Origin of the sequence: Chryseobacterium ginsenosidimutans (assembly GCF_024807225.1) — a bacterium.
Classification (GTDB): Bacteria; Bacteroidota; Bacteroidia; order Flavobacteriales; family Weeksellaceae; genus Chryseobacterium; species Chryseobacterium ginsenosidimutans.
Map to the genome: position 1 here is coordinate 2631771 of NZ_JANUCO010000001.1, position 21889 is coordinate 2653659.

A 21889-nucleotide genomic window follows, 5' to 3' on the forward strand; every position below is an offset into this window, starting at 1 on the left:
AAAATTGGTTATTTTTTACTGTTTCATATCGTACATTAACAATGCTGTAACCAATTTAGGCTCAATAAATGTACATTTCGGAGGCATGCTTAGTTTTAAATCTGAAATTTTAATCATATCATTAAAACTTACCGGGAAAATTCCGAATCCGACTTTTCCTCCTCCATTGTCTATTTTTTCTTTGATCTCAGCAATCCCTTCGATATTTGAAGTTCCTTTAATATAAGAAATCTTATCGGAACTGTCTGATTCTTCGATTTTTAAAATATTCTTAAAGATATATTTATCCAAAAGATGATGATCCAGATTATCTAAAGACATTTCTATAGAACGAAGGTCGTGCTTTACGTGAAGAGAATAAAATTTTCCTCCCAAATACATAGACATGTGGAATTTTTGTGAAGGATAATATGCCGTTTCTCCTTTTTCATGAATCAAGAAATATTTTTCTAATTCTGCCAAAAACTCTTCATCCGACAATCCGTTAAGATCCGTTACAATCCTGTTGTAATCATGAATCTTAATAGACTGGTTAGAAACAATGAAACTATAGACGAAATTGTAAAGTTCCGTACCGTTATGTCTTTTATTTTTGTCTTTCTGATGCTTTGCATTCAGCGCTGTAGAACCGATTCTGTGGTGTCCGTCTGCGATGTAGAAAGAATCGATCTGATCAATAACTTCTTTAAACTGCTGTAGTTTCAGACGGTTATCAATTCTCCAGATTTTGTGTCTGATTCCTTTTGTATCCACATGATTGAAAATCGGAACGTTTTTCTCCTCATGGTTCATTAGCAATTCGATCTTAGAATTGGCAGGATAGGTTAACAACACCGGTTCAGCCTGAATGTTTACTTTTTCAAGATAATGAGCCAGTTTCTCTTTCTTCTGAGGAATGGTGCTTTCATGTCTCTTGATTTTTCCGCTCCAGAAATCTTCAATACTCGTTAATCCCAAAAGTCCTCTGAAAACCTGTTTGTTAGGATATATTTGCTCATAAAGATAATAGGAAGAACTATCCTGGATGAGTTTTTTCTCTTCCACAAGTTCTTCAAATGTCGATCGGATTTTCCTTAAATTCCTATCAATATCTTTTGATTTACTTACAACATAAGGTTTTATCATGTTGATATAAGTATTTTCAACTTGAGCTTTCTCCGCTATCTCTTCCTGTGTAAAATTATCCAAAGGATGGGTAGGGAAAGTGCTCTCATGGTCTTTATGAGGTCTTATTCCACGAAAAGGTTTAAAAACAGGCATATTTTAGTGTATAGTTTCTTTTTGTAGCTTAATAATTTGTTCTGCAAGTTCGACTCCGATTTTCTCCTGAGCATCCACTGTATTTCCGCCAACGTGCGGAGATAATGATAGAGCAGGATTCATCAAAAGAAGTACTTCAGGATTGGGTTCTTTTTCAAAAACATCCAAAGCAGCTCCCGCCACTTTTCCGGATTCGATAAAATCAATCATGGCAACTTCATTCATGACGCCGCCTCTTGCAGTATTTACGATGTAGACGCCGTCTTTCATTTTTTCAAACTGAGGCGTGTCTATGATATATTCGTTCGTTTTAGGAGTATTGATACTAATGAAATCTGCATCTTTCAGGAATTCATCCATATCATTGACAGAAGTAATTTCAAAATTCACCGACTGTCCGTCGAAAAAACTTAAAGTAAGAGCTTTCGTTTTAGGCTTTCTCGTTAAGACTTTAACTTTCATTCCTAAAGAAATTCCTATTTTCAAAACTTCCTGACCGATACTTCCAAAACCGATCACTCCTAATGTTTTTCCTGAAAGTTCATAGGCATTGCTGAAGGATTTTTTCATGGCATTGAAGTGAGTTTCCCCTTCCAACGGCATTAATCTGTTGGATTCGTGAAGAAATCTTGCCAATGAAAAGAAATGTCCGAAAACCAATTCCGCTACCGATTTTGAAGAGGCAGTCGGCGTATTGATTACTTTTATTCCTTTGCTTTTAGCGTATTCAACATCGATGTTGTCCATTCCGATACCGCCTCTTCCGATGATTTTCAGACCAGGACAGGCGTCGATAAGATCTTGTCTTACTTTCGTAACACTTCTTACCAAAAGAACATCTACGTTATTCTCATTGATGAAATTGATGACGTGGTCTTGTGCAACTTTGTTGTCCAAAACTTCAATCCCTGCATTTTTCAATGCTTCTTCACCTGCTTTCGAAATTCCGTCGTTAGCTAAAACTTTCATGTTTTTTTATTTAATTTAAATCGTTAAAGGTTGAATTATTAAAAATTTAAATGTTGCGCAATATTAAGAAAAATTAAAATAACAATTAATAATATTTAAATGTTTGAATTTTAAATATTTAAGTTATTTAACAGACTTCATGACATCCACCAAAACTTGCACACTTTCAATCGGCAACGCATTGTATAAACTTGCTCTGTAACCTCCCAAACTTCTGTGTCCGTTTAATCCGCTGATTCCGGCTGCTTTCCATGCATTATCAAACGCTTCTTTTTTGCTTTCGTCTTTTAATTTGAAAGAAACATTCATTAGCGAACGGTCTTCTTTCACGCAGAACGTTTCAAATAAAGGATTGCTGTCGATTTCGTCATACAATAATTTTGCTTTTGCTTCATTTCTTGCTTCAGCAGCTGCAATTCCTCCGTTGTTTTCCAAATATTGTAAAGTCAGTAAAGACGCATAAACAGGGAAAACCGGCGGTGTATTGTACATCGATTCTTTGGCAATATGCTGAGAATAATCCAAGATTGAGAACATGTTTTCTCTTCCTGTTTTACCTAAAATTTCTTTTTTAATAACCACTAAAGTTACTCCTGCAGGTCCCATATTTTTCTGAGCTCCTGCATAAATTAGATCAAATTTTGAAAAATCTAATTGTCTTGAGAAAATATCAGAACTCATGTCGCAAACCATCAAAGTATCAACTTCCGGGAAAGACTTCATCTGAGTTCCAAAGATCGTATTATTTGAAGTACAATGGAAATAATCGTATTCTGAACCCACCGTATAATCTTTCGGAATAAAAGAGTAGTTTTCTTCTTTTGAAGAACCTACAACATCTACAGTTCCTACTTTTTTAGCTTCTTTAATAGCTCCAGAAGCCCAAGTTCCCGTATCTGTATATGCTGCTTTTCCGCCAACTTTCATTAAATTGTAAGGAACCATCGCGAACTGCAGACTTGCACCACCTCCTAAATATAAAACTTCATAATCATCACCAAGGTTCATCAATCTTTTTACAATTGCGCGCGCTTCATCCATCACAGCCACAAAATCCTTACTTCTGTGAGAAATTTCAAGAAGTGAAAGTCCGATTCCGTTGAAATCTAAAATCGCCTGTGCTGATTTTTCGAAAACTTCCTGAGGTAAGATACATGGTCCTGCGCTAAAGTTGTGCTTTTTGCTCATAGTATTTATTTTTTGGATTTTCTGTAAAAACTTTTGCTCTTACAGCTTCATTTTTAGTTTCTTATTAAAAATTTCTGACTTTTTGTATATAAAAAACCGCCTCATAATAAATGAGACGGCAGTTTTTTATTCTCCGTGTAAGAATGCTTTTTTATTAAGCAATGTTTCTTCAGATTCTACATGATCTTCGTCCGGAACACAGCAATCTACCGGGCAAACCGCTGCACACTGTGGTTCTTCATGGAAGCCTTTGCATTCTGTACATTTGTCTGTAACGATGAAATATACATCATCACTTACGGGCTCTTGAGGATCGTCTGCATTCATTGTGGTTCCCGATGGCATCGTTACCGTGCCCTTAAGTTCAGTACCTTCTGAAGCTTTCCAATCCACTGCTCCTTCATAAATTGCATTATTTGGGCATTCTGGTTCGCAGGCTCCGCAATTAATACATTCATCAGTTATTTTAATAGCCATCGCTAATTTTTTTTAAATTTGCACAAAATTACAAAATATTCCCCAATTTTACAGTAATTATGAATATCGAAAATCAAGTTTTAGGACTTACAAAGGTAAGTGAATATATTAAAGAGTTTTTAGCAAAGAATAAAGATTATTACAATGATAATGATTCTGATTTTGAATTATTGTTAGAAAAATCAAAAATAGAAAATCAGTGGTTTACTATTGAAAACCAGAAATTTGCTTTACAACAGTGGGCAGATTTGCTTTCAGAGGAAAATATTAACAATTGGCTTAAAGAATATTCGATCTCAAAAATCTCAAAAAGAGTAGGGTTGATTATGGCCGGAAATATTCCTTTGGTAGGTTTGCATGACGTTATTTCTGTGGTGTTGAGCAATCATATTCCTGTCATCAAATTATCTTCAAAAGACAGATACATTATTCCTTTTTTATTAAAGAAATGGAACGAGTTTTCGGAAGGAAACGTGCAGTTTGAATTTGTAGAAAGGTTAGAGAATTTTGATGCCGTCATCGCTACAGGAAGCAATAATACAGCAAGATATCTGGAATATTATTTTAAAAATCATTTAAATATTATCAGAAAAAACAGGACTTCTGTTGCTGTTTTGAAAGGTGATGAAACGGAAGAAGAATTACAGCTTTTGGCGAATGATATTTTCCAGTATTTTGGATTGGGTTGCAGAAATGTAACGAGACTTTTTATTCCGCAGGATTTTTTAATCGACAGGTTATTTGAGAGTTTTATAGGTTTTCAGGATATCATCAATCATAATAAATATGCAAATAATTACGATTACAACAGAGCGGTTTATCTTTTAAATCAGGACAAATTCTGGGATAATAATTTTGTGATGCTGAAAGAAGACGAAAAACTTTTCAGCCCGCTTTCTGTGATTAATTTCAGCAGATATTCTTCTTTGGATGAAGTGAAAAATTTTATTGCTGAAAATGAAGAAAATATTCAGTGTATTGCAGCAAAAGATGAATTGGGTTTTGACTCAATTAAATTTGGTGAAGCGCAAAATCCGGGTTTAAATACGTATGCGGATAATGTAGATACAATGAAATTTTTATCGTTAATATAAATCTTCGTATCTTACATCAATCAACCAATCAACAAGAATATTATGAAAAAGTTACTGCTTATTGTTACCGTTTTAGCTTTTCAATTAGGGTTTTCTCAAAGCAGCAAAATAACAGTTGTGGAGAGCAAGAAAATTGAACTGACTTCGGGATTAAGTAAAGATAAAATCGAGTTTTACAATAAAATATTTCTAAAATTCGTAGCAGCTTTGAAAGCTTCTGATAAGCAGACAATCAATACTTTAATCTCTGATAAGGTAAAAGATATTGTTACAGATAATATAATTGAGAAATTGTCCGGAGGAATCAGTTTTGAAAAGAAAACGGAGGTGTATAAATCGGGGTATCAAAAATTGTTGGATAATGAAACGTATCCTGCGATTCAATACAAATACATCGGAGATAATGAAACTCCGCCGAGAGATATTATCACGGTAATTTTTGAAAATGACGGCAAAATTCTTGGCGTAAAACCGGAATACAGCAAGTAATTTGTGAGTAATAAATAATAGGAAATAAGTAATTTCGTTTATTGTTTATTAGAAAATAATGAGAGCATAATGAAAAAAATATTTTTAATTCTTTCTGTTTTATCTGTACAATTTTTTCTTTCGCAAAAAACGGGTGCGAAAGCTGAAAACGACAAGAGTACCAACATAAACAGTAAAGCATCTTTAAATTTAAGCAAAGAAGAAATCGATCTTTATAACGGGAAATTTCTGAAATTTATCGAAGCTCTGAAGATTTCTGATCGCGCTGCAATGGATGCATTATTGTCTGAACAAGCCAGAAAAATGGTTACAGATGTGGTGTATCAAAAATTGGCGAAAGATATTAAGACCAATAAAACGTTTAAAATCATTAAAACAGGCAATAAGCCTTTAATTGACGGAAGCAGTTACCCGATGATTCAGTACAAATATTCTGATGATAAGGATGCAGAGCCAAAAGAAGTGATTACGGCCATGTTTGAAACTGATGGGAAAATATTGGGGATTAAACCGTATAAGATTACTAAGTGAAATTATTTAAAAATTAAAATTAAAAAATAACTATGATGACAGATGTTTTAGTCGCACACGCTAAAGACGTGGAAAAAGCTAGTTTTTACAGGAAAACATATTTGCACGTTGCATTATCTATTCTTGCATTTATCGGTGTTGAAACGGTGTTAATCCAAACCGTTCCGGAGCAGTTGATTGCTGCCATGTTTGCACAGAGATTTGCTTGGTTATTGATTATCGGAGTATTTTGGCTGGCTTCTGTTTTGGCTACAAAATGGTCGCTTTCTCAAAGTAAATCAACGCAGTATTTTGGACTTGGATTTTATATTTTATTGGAAGCGGTAATTTTTTTACCTCTAATTTATATAGCAATTAAGTATTCGGGAGCACAGGTAATTTATCAGGCTGCAATGTTAACGATTGCTATGTTTGCAGGGATTTCTGCAGTAGCTTTCACTTCAAAAAGAGATTTTTCATTCCTTAGAAATATTATCGTTATCGGAGGATTTATTTCGCTTGGATTAATTGTTGGCGGAATGCTTTTCGGTTTCAACCTTGGACTTTGGTTCTCTGTAGGAATGGTAATTTTGGCTTCTGCAACTATTTTATATCAAACGAGCAAGCTGAAAGATTCTTATGGAACAAATCAATATGTAGGAGCAGCTTTACAATTGTTTGCTTCAATTATGCTTTTGTTCTGGTACATTTTGAGTATCTTGATGAACAGAAGAAGCTAAGAATAATGATGAATTATAAATTATGAATTTTTCAAAAATTATAATTTATTTTTATAAACCCAAAAAATCCTGATGTCTTTTCATCGGGATTTTATTTTTGGTATTTAAACACAAATTGGCACTATTTTTATCACAAATAACACAATTTTTAGAGAAAATAATTTGTGCAAATTCGTGAAAAATATTCGTGGAAATTAGTGTTTAAGTTTTATTTATCAATCGATCCTAAAACCTTTTGAGCAAATGAATTTAAAGCATCTTTTTCGCTCATTCCGTTTTGTACGTTGGCGTGAACTTCCAAAGCTCCGCAGATATTTGTAATTAATTCTCCTGCAACGTTTAAATCCTCTTCACTTGTTCCTCTGAACTCGCTGAAACTTTCTAAAACTTCTAATGTTTTTTCAAGATTTTCGGGAGTCTGGTTTTGGTAAAACTGTCTGATTACGGGTAACTTCATAATTACAATTCGTTAAATAAATTAATTAAACTTTCCGCCTGATTAGACTGAACCTGATTCACCAATTCTCCGTTTTTAAAGATCGCAAAAGTAGGTAAATTATCAACTTTAGCTAATTTTCTGCTTTCCGGTAATTTTTCTGCATCTACATAAAGAAAAGGAATACTGTCGTTTTCAGATGCTAATTTCTTGAATTTCGGCTTCATGATTCTGCAGTTTCCACACCATGTTGCGCCGTATTGTACAACTACTTTTTCATTGTCTGTTACGATATTTTGTAACGTATCTTCTGTTAATTCTGTATACATAAGTTAAATTTGAAAAATTTAACAATGTAGCAATCTAATAATTTACCCATGTAACAATTATTGGTAAACTGTTACATTCTTATATTGGTACATTTATATTTTGCTACATTGTTATATTAAAAATTAAGATATTAATTTTTTGCTAAATATTCAGCAGTAGAAGTTCTGTCAGCTTTCATAGCATCTTTTCCTTCTTCCCAGTTTGCAGGGCAAACTTCACCGTGCTTCTGAACGTGCGTGTAAGCGTCGATTAATCTTAAATATTCTTTTACGTTTCTTCCTAAAGGCATATCGTTTACAGACTCGTGGAAGATTTTTCCTGTTTCGTCGATAAGATAAGTCGCTCTGTATGTTACGTTAGAACCTGTGAAAACTTCTTCACCTTCGTCATTATATTCGAAATCCTGATCTACAATTCCCAACATATTTGCCAATTGTCTGTGTGTATCAGCCAAAAGAGGGTAAGTTACTCCTTCGATACCTCCGTTATCTTTTGATACGTTCAACCAAGCGAAGTGTACTTCGTTTGTGTCGCAAGAAGCACCGATTACTTTTGTATTTCTTTTTTCGAACTCACCTAAAGCCTCCTGAAAAGCGTGAAGTTCAGTCGGGCAAACAAAAGTAAAATCTTTTGGATACCAGAACAAAATAACTTTTTGTTGGTTTGTTGTTGCTTCTTCAAAGATGTTGATTTTCAAATCGTCACCCATTTCAGACATTGCGTCTACTGCTACATTGGGGAATTTTTTTCCTACTAAAGACATAATTTCCTTGTTTTTATATTTAAATTTCTACTGCAAATATATAAATATTTCGTCTATCGGTCAAGTTGATATTGATAAATAAAATCTATAATTGTTTTTGACATGAATGCAAATAAAAAAGCCCTGAATTCAGGGCTTTTAGTTTATTTTAATAAAGTTAATGTACTTTATAATTAAGATATCATCATAAATAAAACGTAGGTTTTATTTATTTAATTCTTTGATCTGTTTTATGGATTTAAGTCCCAACTTGATGAAGCGTGACCATTTCCTCCTACATTTCCGCAGGTTTCAGTAATCATATCTCCCATACTATGACCACTTCCCACTTCCATATCGCTTACTTCATATGAATAATGATATTCTGCTTGTTTTCCATTGTTACAAGTAATATAAGCTGTTTCATAAACTGTTCTATTACCTCCTCCCGATATGTTTTTTAAATTTTCTCGGTTTAGTTTCTTAAAGTTCTTCATAATGTAAATAGTTTTTATTTATTCCAAATGTAGTGATTAATATTTATTTAATAATAACGATACAAGTAAATTAATAAAATTGTTTCACTTTTGCTTTTTAAGTATAAGAAAACCTTCAGATTAAGAATTTCACAAATAAAAAAGACTATTTCAAAAAACAGACTTTTACTTTATTTTAGTAACCAAATATTTCAGTTAGGTTTAATTTTTTCACTTCACCGAGTTTCTGCATATCGGCTTCGTTTATTTTATCCTGCGAAAGTATAGATGTAAATAGAAATTTATAAAGAAATCCTCAGTTTATATTGATAATTTCTTTATAAATTGGTGTGATAAAATCACAAAATGAAACTAAAATATAATTTAACAGCCTTGTTGTTGATACTTTCTTTAGGTATTGTATACGCTCAAAATCTAACTTTATCTTATGAACTTACGTATCATCCTTTTGATGGCGATAAGAAAGAAACCCAAACACAGAATTATATATTGGATGTTGTAGATGGAAAATCAATTTTCCGAACGGAAATGAGAAGAACATCAGATTCACTTTTAGCGAATGGTAAATTTGGTATGGGATATAATATAAATACACTTCACGAACTTTATCTAACCAAAAATATAAAAGAATCAAAAATAAATAAGGTCTATGTGTCACCATTAAGCAGGGATCGTTTTTTTATCAGTGATTTTAAAAAGTTGGATTGGAAAATTAGTCCTGAAACGGTTCGGATTGGAGAGTATAATTGTCAGAAAGCAGAAGTTGAATATGGAGGTCGACATTGGATTGCTTGGTTTACCAAAGATATTCCTATCTCAGAAGGTCCATACTTATTTCATGGGTTACCTGGTTTAATCATTCAAATAAAAGATGATGCAACTGATTTTGATTTCAAGCTCGCTCAATTAAGAAAAAACATCAATAACTCATTATACGAAGCTGAAGAAGGTAAAGAGATAAGCTGGGTTCAGTTTAATAATTTGTTACTTGATTATTTTAACAATCCTATGAACATGTCTGCTCTTGGTGGCAAAAAAGTAATGACAGACGATGGAGTCGGGGGTTACAAGCCTGTTAATGAAAGAGAATTCACTAAGAAAATACAAGATAATCTGATCAAAAATAACAATCCGATAGAACTTACTCATAAAATTAATTACAAATAAAAAAGCCCTGAATTCAGGGCTTTTACTTTGTTTTAATAACCAAATATCTCAGTTAAGTTCAATTTTTTTACTTCACCGAGTTTCTGCATATCGGCTTCGTTTACTTTATCCTGTGAAGCGACAAGACAATAGGTGTAATTTTTACCTTTCATTTCCTTATCGTGGAAATTATTGATGTCAGCAAAAGTTAGTTTCGGAGCTTGCTCGTACGTGTTTTTTCTGATGTCAGAACTGTTTCCAAGCTTCTGCGCTCTTAAATAACTGAAGATAATGCCGTCCTGAGTAATTCTTTCAGAAGCAATAGATTTCTTCAATCCGCTTTTTGCTGTTTCAAATAATTGATCAGACTTTGGAAGCGTTGTCAAAAGCTCATTCATTGCGATTGTAGATTCGTTGAATTTATCCGCCTGAGTTCCTACATACGCCATAATCATATCTTTATCCTCCTTTTTACCAGGAAGAGAGAAGTATGAATACGTAGAATACGCTAAAGCTTTAGATTCTCTAATCGTCTGGAAAACCACAGAACCCATTCCGCCACCGAAATAATTGTTGAATAAACTAACAGTAGGAGTGATGCTTGCGTTATAAGCTTCACCATTTCTTACCCAGAAAACCTCTGCCTGAACCATATCGTAATGTGCAAACAAGACTTTGTTTTTATCCGTTGGGATTTGTACAAAAGTTTTAGACTTCGGCATATCTTTCAACGAATTTGGAAGTTTATGAATCAATGTTAAAGAAGACGCAACTTCATTTGCTGATTTTGGACCATAATGAAGAATTTTATGTTTAAAATTAAATAAATCATGAAGCAAATTCACCAGATCTTCCGCTTTCAAAGCATCTAATTCTGCATCACTTAAAACATTATTAAACGGATTTTGAGCACCATATTGAGCGTAACTTCTCAATCCGCTCATGATGGTTTCCTTTGTTCTGTTTTGCGTTCGCTCTGGCTTTTTTCAATCTGATTTTATAAGAATCTAAAGCGCTTTGATCTGCCTGACAGTTTTTAATTAAGTCTTCAAATAAAGCCGCAGTTTTATCGAAATTTTCATTTAAACCTTCCAAAGTGACATACGTTTCTTCATTTCCTGCACTTACATCAAAGCTTGAAGCCAGTTTATAAAATTCTTTACTGATCGCTTCCGAAGATTTATTTTTCGTACCTAAATATTGTAAATATTCTGCCGCCAAAGGAAGCATTTTGTTATTATATTTCCCTGAATCGAAGTAATAATACAATCGAAAAAGCTCATTATCCGTATTTTTTACAGAAAGAACATCTACGCTTTTTACTTTACTTTTTGCAATATCTTTGTCAAAATTCAGCCAAACCGGAGAAATCGGATTTTCCGGCATTTCAGTGATCTTTTTAAGGAATGGCGATTGGTCATCTCTGTTTACAGAAACCGGAGTAATCGTGGGTTTATCAACTTTTACAATGTTTTTATCTTCACCTTTTCTCTTGTAAACCGCAACATAATTGTTATCCTTAAGATATCTTGAAGCGAAATCCATGATGTCTTTTTTCGTCAGTTTCGAAATTTCCTCAATATATTCAAGCTGCGTTTTGTGATCAACTTCAGAAGTGAATTCATCCATCAGAGATTCAGCTCTTGAATTGTATTTTTCGTACTTCTGAATGATGTTTTTCTTCTCATTATTAACGATTGACTGAATAAGATCATCAGAAAATTCCCCTTTTCTTAATTTATCAATTTCCTGAAGCAATAGCGTTTTTACTTCATCCAAAGACTGTCCTTCCGTTGGATTTCCCTGTAACAAAAGAGCTGAATAATCTTTCAAAACATAGGGGAAAGCATAAGCGCTCAGCAATTTTTGTTTTTTCACAAGATCAAGATCGATCAATCCGGCTTGTCCGTTTGTCAACAAACTTCCGATGAAATTCAGCATTCTTGCATCTTTCGTCGTTGCTCCCGGAAATCTAAAACCGATCATTACATTTTCAGGATTCGGACCGAAAACTTCTTTAGTAATTGGAGCCGTGATCGGACTTTCCTGTCCCGGTTTGTATTCAGGAACGGTTTTGTTTTTCATATAAGAAAAATCCTTGTCGATCTTTGCAATCATTTCATCAGGATCAAAATCTCCCGACATGATAATTCCCATGTTGTTCGGAACATAGTAATTGTCAAAATATTCTCTGATTGCTTTTAATGAAGGGTTTTTCAAATGTTCTATGGTTCCAATCGTCGTTTGTTTTCCATAATTGTTATTAGGAAACATGGCGGCAAACATGGCTTCAAAAACTTTTCTTCCGTCATTATCAAGACCTCTGTTTTTTTCTTCATAAACAGCTTCTAATTCAGTATGGAAAAGCCTTAAAACCGGCTGTCTGAATCTTTCTGCCTGAACTGCAAGAAATTTATCCGTTACATTCGCAGGAATGTCTTCCGTGTAAACCGTCTGTTCGTAAGAAGTGAAGGCATTTGTTCCGTCTGCGCCCATTCCCGACATCATTTTGTCGTATTCGTTGGCAATAGCATATTTTGCAGCTTCACCGGAAACTTTATCAATTTCTTTGTAAATTTCCTTTCTTTTTGCTTCGTCTTTGGTTGAATTATATTTTTCGTAAAGACCGTCAATCTGATCCAAAAGCGGTTTTTCTTTTGCCCAATCCTTAGAACCGAATTTATCAGTTCCTTTGAAAAGCATATGCTCAAGATAATGCGCCAAACCAGTGTGATCTGCAGGATCGGTTTTACTTCCTGCTTTTGTAGCAATAAAAGTCTGGATTCTCGGATCTTTTTTTGTGGGACTTAAAATAACCGTTAATCCGTTTTTTAAGGTATAATATCTCGCTGAAGTAGGGTCGTTGGTTACATATTTATAGGTGTATCCATTCGATTGTGCTTCTTTCCATTGGAAATCCTGTCCGTAAGCATATCCGCAGAAACTGGCTGCTGCAATGCTCGTTGCAATTGTGATTCTCTTTAAAAAATTCATGTTAAAGTGTTTTTTTTGTTTTTAAGGTTTATTATTAATTTTTTTTAAGCTTTTTTAAATTTTTATTTTAACCGCAAAAGAATCAAAAGAGTAACACTTTAGCTATTTTAAGTTATTATTAAACTTCAAATTAAGAACACATAAGTTTGAAAAATTTTTGATTTTTCTTCTTTTTTAAACTTTTGTATTCTCAAAGATGCAATAAGATCTTTTGTTTCTTTTGTGGTTAAGATTATTTTGATTTAAATATTTTTAATTGAATTTCTCCAATAATTCCTTAATTCTTCTCATTGCTTCTCTTAAATCTTCCTCAGAAGCCGCATAAGAAAATCTGATACATTCCGGGCTTCCGAAAGAAACTCCGCCAACGCAGCCAACGTGAGCTTTTTCTAAAATAAGCATCGCAAAATCATCAGAATCTTTAATTTCAACGCCGTCCAACGTTTTTCCGATATAATGAGAAATATCCGGGAAGAAATAAAATGCAGCTTTCGGCAACAATACTTTAAATCCTGGGATTTCTTTCATTAAATCATACACAAGATCTCTTCTGATTTTGAAAGCATCGATCATGTATTTATATTCTGAGGGATCTGTTTTTAAAGCAACAATTGAAGCTCTTTGAGCCACCGTATTTGCTCCGCTCGTCATTTGTCCCTGAACTTTTTCACATGCTTTTGCCAACCATTCCGGACACGCAGAATATCCGATTCTCCAACCTGTCATAGCGAATGCTTTTGACATTCCGTTGATTACTGCAGTTTGCTCATAAACTTCAGGAAACTGCGCGATAGAAGTTGTTTTCGTTTCGTAGTTGATGTATTCGTAGATTTCGTCTGAAATTATCGTTACGTGAGGATATTTAGCAATAACTTTAGCGATAGATTTTAATTCATCATACGTATAATATCCGCCGGAAGGATTACATGGCGAACTGAAAAGTACCGCTTTTGTTTTATCGGTAATCGCTTCTTCCAGTTGCTCTGCAGTGATTTTAAAATCAGTAACATACGAAGTCGGAAGCATGACAGAATTTCCCCCCATCATTTTTACCATTTCATCATAGCTTACCCAATAAGGATTCGGAAGAATCACTTCATCTCCGTCATTGATAATTGCTGCTAAAACATTAATAATCGCTTGTTTTGCACCGTTTGAAACACAAATTTGTGATGATTTATATTCTAAATTGTTATCTCTTTTAAGTTTGTGGGAAATTGCTTCACGAAGTTCTAAGAATCCGGGAACAGGAGAGTAGTGACTGTAGTTTTCGTTGATGGCATCGAAAGCCGCTTGTTTTATATTGTCCGGAACATCGAAATCGGGTTCGCCCAAAGTAAGGCTTATGACATCTATTCCGCTGGCTTTCATTTCTCTAGCCTTATTCGACATTACAAAAGTTTGTGAGTAACCAAGTCTTTTTACTCTATCTGAAAGTTTATCCATTTAATTTTTTCTGTTTTAACAAATATATAATAAAAACCATTTGTCGGAAAATTAAAATAAGACTAGTTTATGGGTTTTTTGTTCAGGTTAAAGTTTATCACTATGTTTGTAGTTATTCAAGAAGTTTTTAACACCAAACATAAAACAATGTACAAATTACTTTTCTTATTCATTATTTCTTTTACTTCAGCCCAGAATTACCGTTTTGTTTACGAATACAAGATGAAACCTGATGTCAATAAAAAAGATTCCATTATCACCGATTATATGAATCTTGATACAGATGGAAAAAAATCATATTTCTACAATTCTGCAAAATATGAAAGAGATTCGGCTTACAGTGCGAGTAAAAGTTATAAGGATTTGCTTTCTGCGAAATCTTACGATCAGAATCTGAGTTATATTATAGAAAAAGATTATTCAAAAAAGACGATGAATTTTTATGATAAATTCAAGACAGTCAATTTATTAGTCGTTGATAATGAAGCTCCGAAATGGAAAATTGAGAAAGAGTTTTCAAAGATCAATAATATCAATTGTCAGAAAGCTACAGCAAATTATAAAGGTAGAATTTGGGAAGCGTGGTTCAGTAAAGAATATCCTGTGAGCGACGGTCCGTACAAGTTTTCGGGACTTCCGGGTCTTGTTGTAAGTCTTAAGGATTCTGAAAATAATCATGTTTTTAATTTAATCCAGATCAAAAAAATCAACAATATTTTTTCTTTTTTACCCAAATCAAATAAGCAAATGACCTTTGCGGAATATAAGAAAACAATGAATGGTTTTACTTTCAGCAGCGACGATATTGAAAGTATAAGCATCAATAAACAAGTCGGAAAAGCCGATATTCAGTTGAAAGACGGCTACATTGCCAAGCTTGGAACGGATGATATGAAATCCGGAAAACTCGATGATAAAATTTCAAAATTGTTAAAAAGAACCAATAATTATATTGAAAGGGATTAAAAACGAAAGACTGCGAATGGGCGGTCTTTTATTTTGTATGTAAAACAGATTTGAATAAAGCTAATAAAAAACTTATTTTTGCTTTTTATAATATTTCTTATGTCTACAACGTTACTATTAAAATACTTTCCCGATCTTACAGAAACACAGATAGAACAATTCAATAAATTGGAAGATTTATACAATGAATGGAACGAAAAAATCAATGTGATTTCAAGAAAAGATATGGAATCTCTGTATGAAAAACATATTCTGCACTCTTTGGGAATCGCAAAAGTGATGGCATTTGCACCGGGAACCAAAGTTCTGGATATCGGAAACTGGCGGTGGTTTTCCGGGAATTCCTTTGGCGATTTTGTTTCCGGAATCAGAATTTACATTAATTGATTCTATCGGAAAAAAGATAACGGTAGTAAATGCTGTTGCAGAAGGAATAGGATTAAAAAACGTAACCGGAATCCACGGAAGAGCGGAAAAATTAAAGGAAAAATTCCATTTTGTAGTAAGTCGTGCAGTAACACAAATGCCGGAATTTTTGAGATGGCTGAAAGGGAAATTTGAAAAAGAACAGTTCAATCCCAAACACAACGGAATTTTATATCTAAAAGGCGGAGATCTTGCAGAAGAACTTGCCGGACTGAAATGTGAAATTTTCAGTCTTAAAAACTATTTTGATGAAGAATTTTATGATACCAAGAAAGTGGTGTATCTGTCAAAAGGTAATTTTAATTCTTAAATTAACATAATTAAGGAATAATTTTTGCTAAAATTTTACTAATAATCAAAATTTTGTAGTTATGAGAAAGTTTTTCCATATTGGGTTTTCTGCACTGGTTTTAGGATTATTGTTTACCTCATGTAACGACGATGACGACTATGAGACGATAGAATCTATCGACAAAATTAAGATCGACAGTGTAAAAATTATCAATGATACAATGGACGTTTTTACGGTTCAGAGTATCAAAACCTATTCTACGTATTCGTCTCATTGTGAGGGTTTTTACGGATATGATTATGTTCATACAGACAATTCCACAAGAACGGTTACCGCTTATAAATACATTACCAACGGACCTTGTACACAAGAAAGTTACACGGCACCGAGTCAGATCAATTTTAGTCCGCAACAAACCGGTACCTATACTTTTAAATTCTGGAACGGCGGAACCAGCTGGATCACCAAAACAATTGTAGTTGAGTAAATAAATGAAAGGGATTTTTGTAGCTTGTTTTCTGATTTCCAATGTCTTATTCGGTCAAAAAATATATTGGACGGAAACAAGAAAATTAAAATGGAGCAATTTTAAAAGCAAAATAAATAATCAGCGCGGGGAAAATGTAGTAGCCTATACCAACTGCGGCTGGATCTATTCTTACGTAAGATCTTCAAACCCAAAATCTGCGATTAAAATTAAAATTGAAACAGTTTTCAATGAAGATAAATCTTGGAAAGACGTAAAAAAAATCAACGATTATGTCTTACTGCATGAGCAAAAACATTTTGATGTAGCCGAAGTTTTTTCAAGAAAACTGAGAAAAGAAGTTGCCGAAAAAGTAAAGACAGGAGCGGATTTTGATAAATATTTCAAAGAAATTTACAATAGAATTCTCAAAGAGTATCAGGATTTTCAAAGAGCTTATGACGGTGAAACCAAGAATGGCATTATCGAGGAGAAACAATCAGAATATAATCGTATTATTGCTGAAGAATTAGAAAATTATAAAAGCTATAAAGCGTCTTGAAATTCCTCAATAAAATAATCAACGAATTATTAAGCCAAAACACGGATCTTTCTGAGTTTAACATCGTTCTGCCCGGAAAACGTCCCATCGTTTTTATCCGCAGGATTTTAGAAGAAAATAAGTATTCGGGATTTCTTCCCAACTTTTTTACCATTGAAGAATTAATCGACAGAATTGCCGACAAACAGCCTATTCAGGGGATTTCTTTGTGGCTTTTTGCCTTCGATATTTACAAAAGCCTGAATCTTATTCCCAATGATGATTTTTCTGATTTTTTAAAATGGTTCCCGACTTTGCAGAAAGATTGGGATGATATTTTAAAATTTTCGGATAGCGATGAAGCGGTTTTGCAATACATGTTTGATGAAGAAAGGATTAAAGAATGGGCGCAGGATTTGGGAGAAGACGATGATGTTTCCGAGGAAAAAGTTCCTTAATTTCTGGAAAAATATGACTGTTTTTCTTCCTGTTTTAAAGGAGAAATTAAAGGCAAAAAATTGGGCAACTTCAGGAATGATTCACGAAACGGCGAAAGCTAAGATTGTTGATTTTGCTAAAACTACGAAAGAAAAATTCGTTTTTTGTGGGTTTAATGCCTTTACTCCGGTTGAAGAAAAATTGGTCAGAAGTCTTTTGCAATGGGATAAAGGGCAATGTTTTTTTCAGGCAGATCATTATTATTTTGATGATGAAAGACAGGAAGCCGGAAAATTTCTCAGAAACCATAAAACATGGAAAGAATTTGATGATCATCGTGCTTTTCAATGGATTGAGGATGATTTTAACCAGCCTAAAAATATAAAAGTCTACGAAGTTTCAGGAAACGTTGCGCAAACGAAAATCTTACCCGAAATCTTTAAAGGGATAGAAAATAAAACCTATTCCAACACGGCTGTTGTTTTGTTGGACGAAAATCTTCTTCCTGCAAGTCTGGATGTGATGTACGGTGTTCAGAATCTGAATATTACGATGGGATTTCCGTTGAAGAATCTCTCGTTTTCCAATGCTGTAAAACAGCTTTTTTATCTTCAGAAACAATTAGAAAAGAATAAATCGTCTTATTATTACAGAGATGTATTTCCTATTCTTGAAGAGCTTCCGAAATCCGTTGAAGATGAGTTGGTTATCACTCAATTTAGAACGAAAATAGAGGAGAGGAATATTGTTTATATTTCCAGAAAATTATTTCATGAACTTTTGGGCGAACTGTCTTATTTTAATTTACTTCAAAAAGCGGATTCTACGAGTATTTATTTAGATTCATTAATAGCGTTTTGCAAGAAAGTAAAATGGCTGGAAATAGATGATATTCAATACGAAAACGTATCTCACTTCGAGAATTCATTTAGGGTAATTAAAAACCAATTATCACCGTATCAGTTTGAGATCAAAATGGAAACCTTGGAAATTTTGATTAATCAGCATATTAATTCTGAAAGCATTGATTTTCAGGGCGAACCATTGCAAGGGTTACAAATTATGGGTTTGTTGGAAACCCGTCTTTTGAATTTTGAAAATGTGATTCTGCTTTCTGTAAACGAAGGAAAATTACCCCTCGGAAATTCGCAAAATACCTATATTCCTTTTGATATCAGAAGATTTTTTGATCTTCATACTTTCCTTGAAAATGACAGTATTTATGCTTACCATTTTTACCGTTTGATTCAGGATTCTACGAATGTTCACTTGTTGTTTAATGCCTTAAGTTCAGGCGTAAATACAGGGGAAAAAAGCAGATTTATTACCCAAATCGAAATGGAAAGTTCTCACCATATCGAACATTTGATTATCGAGAATTCTTCCGAGCCGATTATTACGCAGCCGATCGAAATCTCGAAGACAGATATTGTGTTGGAAAGGCTTCAAAAATGGAAAGAAAAAGTTTCCGCTTCACACCTTACAAGTTATCTTTATAATCCGATCGATTTTTATCTTTCTAAGATTTTAAAGACTTCGGAAAATGATGAAATTGAAGAGGAATTATCGGTTAAAAATTATGGAAATTTGGTTCACTATTCACTTCAAGAAGTTTATGAAGTTTTAAAGAGTAAAATATTAAAAGAAAATGACTTAAAGGATTCAATTAAAGCAATTGATAAGTATATTGATGTGGCAATAGAAAAGCTGAAACATCAACCTGAATTCTATGAAAAAGGGATGAACTTTATTCATAAAGCGATTGCCAAAAAGGTGATTGAAAGTGTTTTAAATGTTGATCTTGAATTAGTAAAAAGTGGAAATAAATTAGAAATTCTTGACATCGAAAAACGATTTGAAAATGTAGATTTTTATTTTGATAAAGATGATAAAATTTCTTTCTTCGGCTTCATCGACAGAATCGACAGACTAAATGGAACGTTGAGAATTATCGATTATAAAACCGCAAAAATCAAAAATCTTACCGTAAAAATCGATGAAAATAATGTTGATGAATATTTTCATAACAGCGAGAGAAAACAAGCCCTCCAATTGTGTATTTATCAATATGTTGTCCAGAATCTTCCTGAATTTTGGGGACTTCCCATCGAAACCGGAATCTGGAGTTTTGCGGAAGCCAGAAAAGGAGTGGTTTCTCTGCAATTCGAGAAAGGAAATATTGATGACGCGATGAGATCTATTAAAAGTTTAATTGAAGAAATCCTGAATCCGGATATTAATTTTATTGAAGAAATTAAATCTTATTCAATTTAATCTATTGATTTTAAATAAAATAAAAAGAGCCTGATTATTCATCAAGCTCTTTTTTTTATTTCAATTTTCTAAGTTTAGAAAGCATTAATTCCGGTAATATCAAGACCTGTAATTAATAAGTGAACATCGTGAGTTCCTTCATAAGTGATTACAGATTCAAGGTTTGCGGCGTGTCTCATCATCGGAAATTCACCCATAATTCCCATTCCTCCAAGGATTTGACGAGATTCTCTTGCAATATCAATAGCCATTTTTACATTATTTCTTTTCGCCATTGAAATTTGCGCAGGAGTTGCTTTATGATCGTTTTTAAGTGTTCCTAACTGTAGGCAAAGTAATTGAGCTTTAGTGATTTCCGTTAAAAATTCTGCTAATTTTTTCTGTTGCAACTGGAACGAACCGATTGGTTTTCCGAACTGTTTTCTTTCTTTAGAATACTGAACAGCAGTACAATAACAATCAATTGCAGCACCGATTACGCCCCAAGAAATTCCATATCTCGCTGAATTTAAACAAGATAAAGGTCCTTTCAAACCTGTGACTCCCGGAAGTAAATTTTCCTTTGGAACTTTCACATCATTGAAAACCAATTCACCTGTTTTTGAAGCTCTTAAGCTCCATTTATTGTGAGTTTCCGGAGTTGTGAAACCTTCCATTCCTCTTTCAACGATCAATCCCTGCACTTTTCCTTCTTCATTTTTTGCCCAGATAACGGCAATATCGCAAAGCGGAGAGTTGGTGATCCACATTTTGGCACCATTCAAAAGATAATGATCTCCCATATCTTTAAAATGCGTTTCCATAGAACTTGGATCAGAACCATGATTTGGCTCGGTAAGCCCGAAAGAACCGATCATTTCTCCGGATGCTAATTTTGGTAAATATTTTTTCTTCTGCTCCTCAGAACCGAATTCATTAATAGGAAACATCACCAAAGAACTTTGTACAGAAGCCGCAGAACGTACCGCAGAATCGCCTCTTTCCAGCTCCTGCATAATCAAGCCGTAAGAAATCTGATCAAGTCCGGAACCGCCGTATTCAACAGGAATATATGGACCTAAAGCTCCGATTTGCCCCAGCTCTTTCATTAAATTCGGTATATCTGTATGATTTTGTGCAGCCTGATCTATTTGAGGCATCACAAAACTCTCAACCCAATCTCTTACAGATTGGCGGATAAGTTTATGTTCTTCAGTAAGTAAAGCATCGATCCCGTAATAGTCGGGAATGCTTGTAAGGGAATAATATGACATTATATTTTAATTTTCCTAAAAATAACACTTTTCGGTATTTCAGAGAAATTTTTTTTGAATGTCTTTTATCAATTGATTTTTAATGCTTTAAAGCAAATCTTACGATAAAAAAGATTAAAATTAATTCCCGTCTTCGTTGGAAATAGGGTATTGGTTTGTAGGATTGTAAATTCTGTTTTTAAACTTGTACAAATAAGGAGCTTTATTTGCCGAACCGTCGTACAATTTTTCAAGTCTTTCTAAGATGTTTAAACTCAATATTTTACGTTGAAAATTGTTCCTTCTGAATTCTTCATCCAAAATTGTTTCATAAAGACATTGAAGATCCTTCATCGTGAATTTTTCGGGAAGAAGATTACTTGCCGCAACTTCTGTGTTGATATTCATTCTTAAATATTCAAGTCCGGTTTCGATGATTCTATCGTGGTCGAAAGCCATTTTCGGCAGTTTACTCACTTCAAACCATTCGCAGGTTTCGTTAAAAGCATCCGGAAAAGTATTCGCCATCGAAAAATCGATCAAACTACAATATCCAACTGTGATGAATCGTTGAAAAATCCAGTGATCTCTCGGAACTTCGACTCCTTTGTTGTTTAACAAAATCTCGTGAACATTATTTTCCGTTCTGTCAATTCTTCCAAAAGTGTGAAATTGTTTCAGGAAAATATCCTTAAGATGGGTTCTTTCATGCAAAACACGAGCAGCTGCTTCACGAAGATCTTCATCGTTGAATACAAAACCGCCGGGAAGAGACCACAAATTGAGGTCGTGGTACTTCAAAAGAAGAACTTTCAGGATATTATTATGAAAACCAAATATGGTGCAATCAACAGATACATGCGCTACAAAGTCCTTTGTATCAATAAGTTCCTGAAGAGTTTCTTTATTTTTTTCGTTCTTGATTTTCATAGGAGT

Annotated in this window: 19 protein-coding genes and 3 pseudogenes; 10 read left to right on the plus strand and 12 right to left on the minus strand. The window is 33.7% G+C overall.

Features of this window, described 5'->3' with window-relative positions; genetic code table 11:
* Positions 1-15: 15 nt before the first annotated feature.
* The 4 genes from J3D55_RS12350 to J3D55_RS12365 form a co-directional block, all read right to left on the minus strand.
* Entirely contained in the window at positions 16-1260 is a 1245-nt protein-coding gene (locus tag J3D55_RS12350; RefSeq protein ID WP_259131505.1) for a DUF1015 domain-containing protein, read from the minus strand.
* Positions 1261-1263: 3 nt separating this feature from the next.
* Positions 1264-2229 (minus strand): D-2-hydroxyacid dehydrogenase, encoded by a 966-nt coding sequence (locus J3D55_RS12355; protein WP_259131508.1) that lies wholly within the window; start codon positions 2227-2229, stop codon positions 1264-1266.
* Between the two features lie 123 nt (positions 2230-2352).
* Positions 2353-3417 carry a 3-phosphoserine/phosphohydroxythreonine transaminase gene (serC, locus tag J3D55_RS12360; protein WP_259131510.1) on the minus strand — a complete coding sequence of 355 codons (1065 nt, stop codon included), beginning with the start codon at positions 3415-3417 and terminating at the stop codon, positions 2353-2355.
* A 126-nt stretch (positions 3418-3543) separates the two neighbouring features.
* On the minus strand, positions 3544-3894 hold the full coding sequence (locus J3D55_RS12365; RefSeq protein WP_259131512.1) for a 4Fe-4S binding protein: 351 nt from the start codon (positions 3892-3894) through the stop codon (positions 3544-3546).
* 59 nt (positions 3895-3953) lie between these two features.
* Between J3D55_RS12365 and J3D55_RS12370 the strand changes: the two genes are divergently transcribed.
* The 4 genes from J3D55_RS12370 to J3D55_RS12385 all read left to right on the plus strand — a co-directional run bounded on the left by J3D55_RS12370 (position 3954) and on the right by J3D55_RS12385 (position 6727).
* On the plus strand, positions 3954-4988 hold the full coding sequence (locus J3D55_RS12370) for an aldehyde dehydrogenase family protein (protein ID WP_259131513.1): 1035 nt from the start codon (positions 3954-3956) through the stop codon (positions 4986-4988).
* A 42-nt stretch (positions 4989-5030) separates the two neighbouring features.
* Positions 5031-5477 carry a peptidylprolyl isomerase gene (locus tag J3D55_RS12375; RefSeq protein WP_259131514.1) on the plus strand — a complete coding sequence of 149 codons (447 nt, stop codon included), beginning with the start codon at positions 5031-5033 and terminating at the stop codon, positions 5475-5477.
* Positions 5478-5546: 69 nt separating this feature from the next.
* A complete protein-coding gene (locus J3D55_RS12380) occupies positions 5547-6008 on the plus strand; it encodes a peptidylprolyl isomerase (RefSeq protein ID WP_259131515.1) in 462 nt (153 codons plus the stop codon).
* A 32-nt stretch (positions 6009-6040) separates the two neighbouring features.
* Positions 6041-6727 carry a Bax inhibitor-1/YccA family protein gene (locus J3D55_RS12385; protein ID WP_259131517.1) on the plus strand — a complete coding sequence of 229 codons (687 nt, stop codon included), beginning with the start codon at positions 6041-6043 and terminating at the stop codon, positions 6725-6727.
* Positions 6728-6935: 208 nt separating this feature from the next.
* Here J3D55_RS12385 and J3D55_RS12390 read toward each other — a convergent pair whose 3' ends face one another.
* The 4 genes from J3D55_RS12390 to J3D55_RS12405 form a co-directional block, all read right to left on the minus strand.
* Positions 6936-7184 carry a DUF6952 family protein gene (locus J3D55_RS12390; RefSeq protein ID WP_027375263.1) on the minus strand — a complete coding sequence of 83 codons (249 nt, stop codon included), beginning with the start codon at positions 7182-7184 and terminating at the stop codon, positions 6936-6938.
* Positions 7185-7186: 2 nt separating this feature from the next.
* Positions 7187-7492, minus strand: a complete 306-nt coding sequence (locus J3D55_RS12395) for a thioredoxin family protein (protein ID WP_225686233.1) — start codon at positions 7490-7492, stop codon at positions 7187-7189.
* A 131-nt stretch (positions 7493-7623) separates the two neighbouring features.
* Positions 7624-8256: a peroxiredoxin gene (locus J3D55_RS12400; protein WP_259131521.1), complete on the minus strand. Its 633-nt coding sequence runs from the start codon at positions 8254-8256 to the stop codon at positions 7624-7626.
* 230 nt (positions 8257-8486) lie between these two features.
* Complete coding sequence (locus tag J3D55_RS12405) at positions 8487-8732, minus strand: bacteriocin-like protein (protein WP_259131523.1); 246 nt, start codon at positions 8730-8732, stop codon at positions 8487-8489.
* Between the two features lie 345 nt (positions 8733-9077).
* Between J3D55_RS12405 and J3D55_RS12410 the strand changes: the two genes are divergently transcribed.
* Positions 9078-9899, plus strand: coding sequence for a GLPGLI family protein (locus tag J3D55_RS12410; protein ID WP_259131524.1), 822 nt, complete (start codon positions 9078-9080; stop codon positions 9897-9899).
* Between the two features lie 32 nt (positions 9900-9931).
* Here the strand turns inward: J3D55_RS12410 and J3D55_RS12420 are convergent.
* Positions 9932-12872: pseudogene (locus tag J3D55_RS12420) on the minus strand (M16 family metallopeptidase).
* A gap of 252 nt (positions 12873-13124) precedes the next feature.
* On the minus strand, positions 13125-14318 hold the full coding sequence (locus J3D55_RS12425; RefSeq protein ID WP_259131529.1) for a pyridoxal phosphate-dependent aminotransferase: 1194 nt from the start codon (positions 14316-14318) through the stop codon (positions 13125-13127).
* 147 nt (positions 14319-14465) lie between these two features.
* Between J3D55_RS12425 and J3D55_RS12430 the strand changes: the two genes are divergently transcribed.
* From J3D55_RS12430 to J3D55_RS12450, 5 genes and pseudogenes are all read left to right on the plus strand, one after another.
* Complete coding sequence (locus tag J3D55_RS12430; RefSeq protein ID WP_259131530.1) at positions 14466-15284, plus strand: GLPGLI family protein; 819 nt, start codon at positions 14466-14468, stop codon at positions 15282-15284.
* 99 nt (positions 15285-15383) lie between these two features.
* Positions 15384-16020, plus strand: a pseudogene (rsmG, locus tag J3D55_RS12435) (16S rRNA (guanine(527)-N(7))-methyltransferase RsmG).
* 61 nt (positions 16021-16081) lie between these two features.
* Positions 16082-16489, plus strand: a complete 408-nt coding sequence (locus J3D55_RS12440; protein WP_259131531.1) for a hypothetical protein — start codon at positions 16082-16084, stop codon at positions 16487-16489.
* Positions 16490-16493: 4 nt separating this feature from the next.
* A complete protein-coding gene (locus J3D55_RS12445) occupies positions 16494-17030 on the plus strand; it encodes a DUF922 domain-containing protein (RefSeq protein WP_259131532.1) in 537 nt (178 codons plus the stop codon).
* Positions 17027-19721: pseudogene (locus J3D55_RS12450) on the plus strand (PD-(D/E)XK nuclease family protein). Before J3D55_RS12445 ends, J3D55_RS12450 begins: the two are co-directional and overlap by 4 nt.
* A 74-nt stretch (positions 19722-19795) precedes the next feature.
* On the opposite strand, the gene J3D55_RS12455 reads toward J3D55_RS12450, so the two are convergent.
* Both J3D55_RS12455 and J3D55_RS12460 read right to left on the minus strand, forming a co-directional pair.
* Positions 19796-20974, minus strand: a complete 1179-nt coding sequence (locus tag J3D55_RS12455; RefSeq protein WP_259131535.1) for an acyl-CoA dehydrogenase family protein — start codon at positions 20972-20974, stop codon at positions 19796-19798.
* 120 nt (positions 20975-21094) lie between these two features.
* A complete protein-coding gene (locus J3D55_RS12460) occupies positions 21095-21883 on the minus strand; it encodes an NUDIX hydrolase (protein WP_259131537.1) in 789 nt (262 codons plus the stop codon).
* Positions 21884-21889 lie beyond the last annotated feature (6 nt).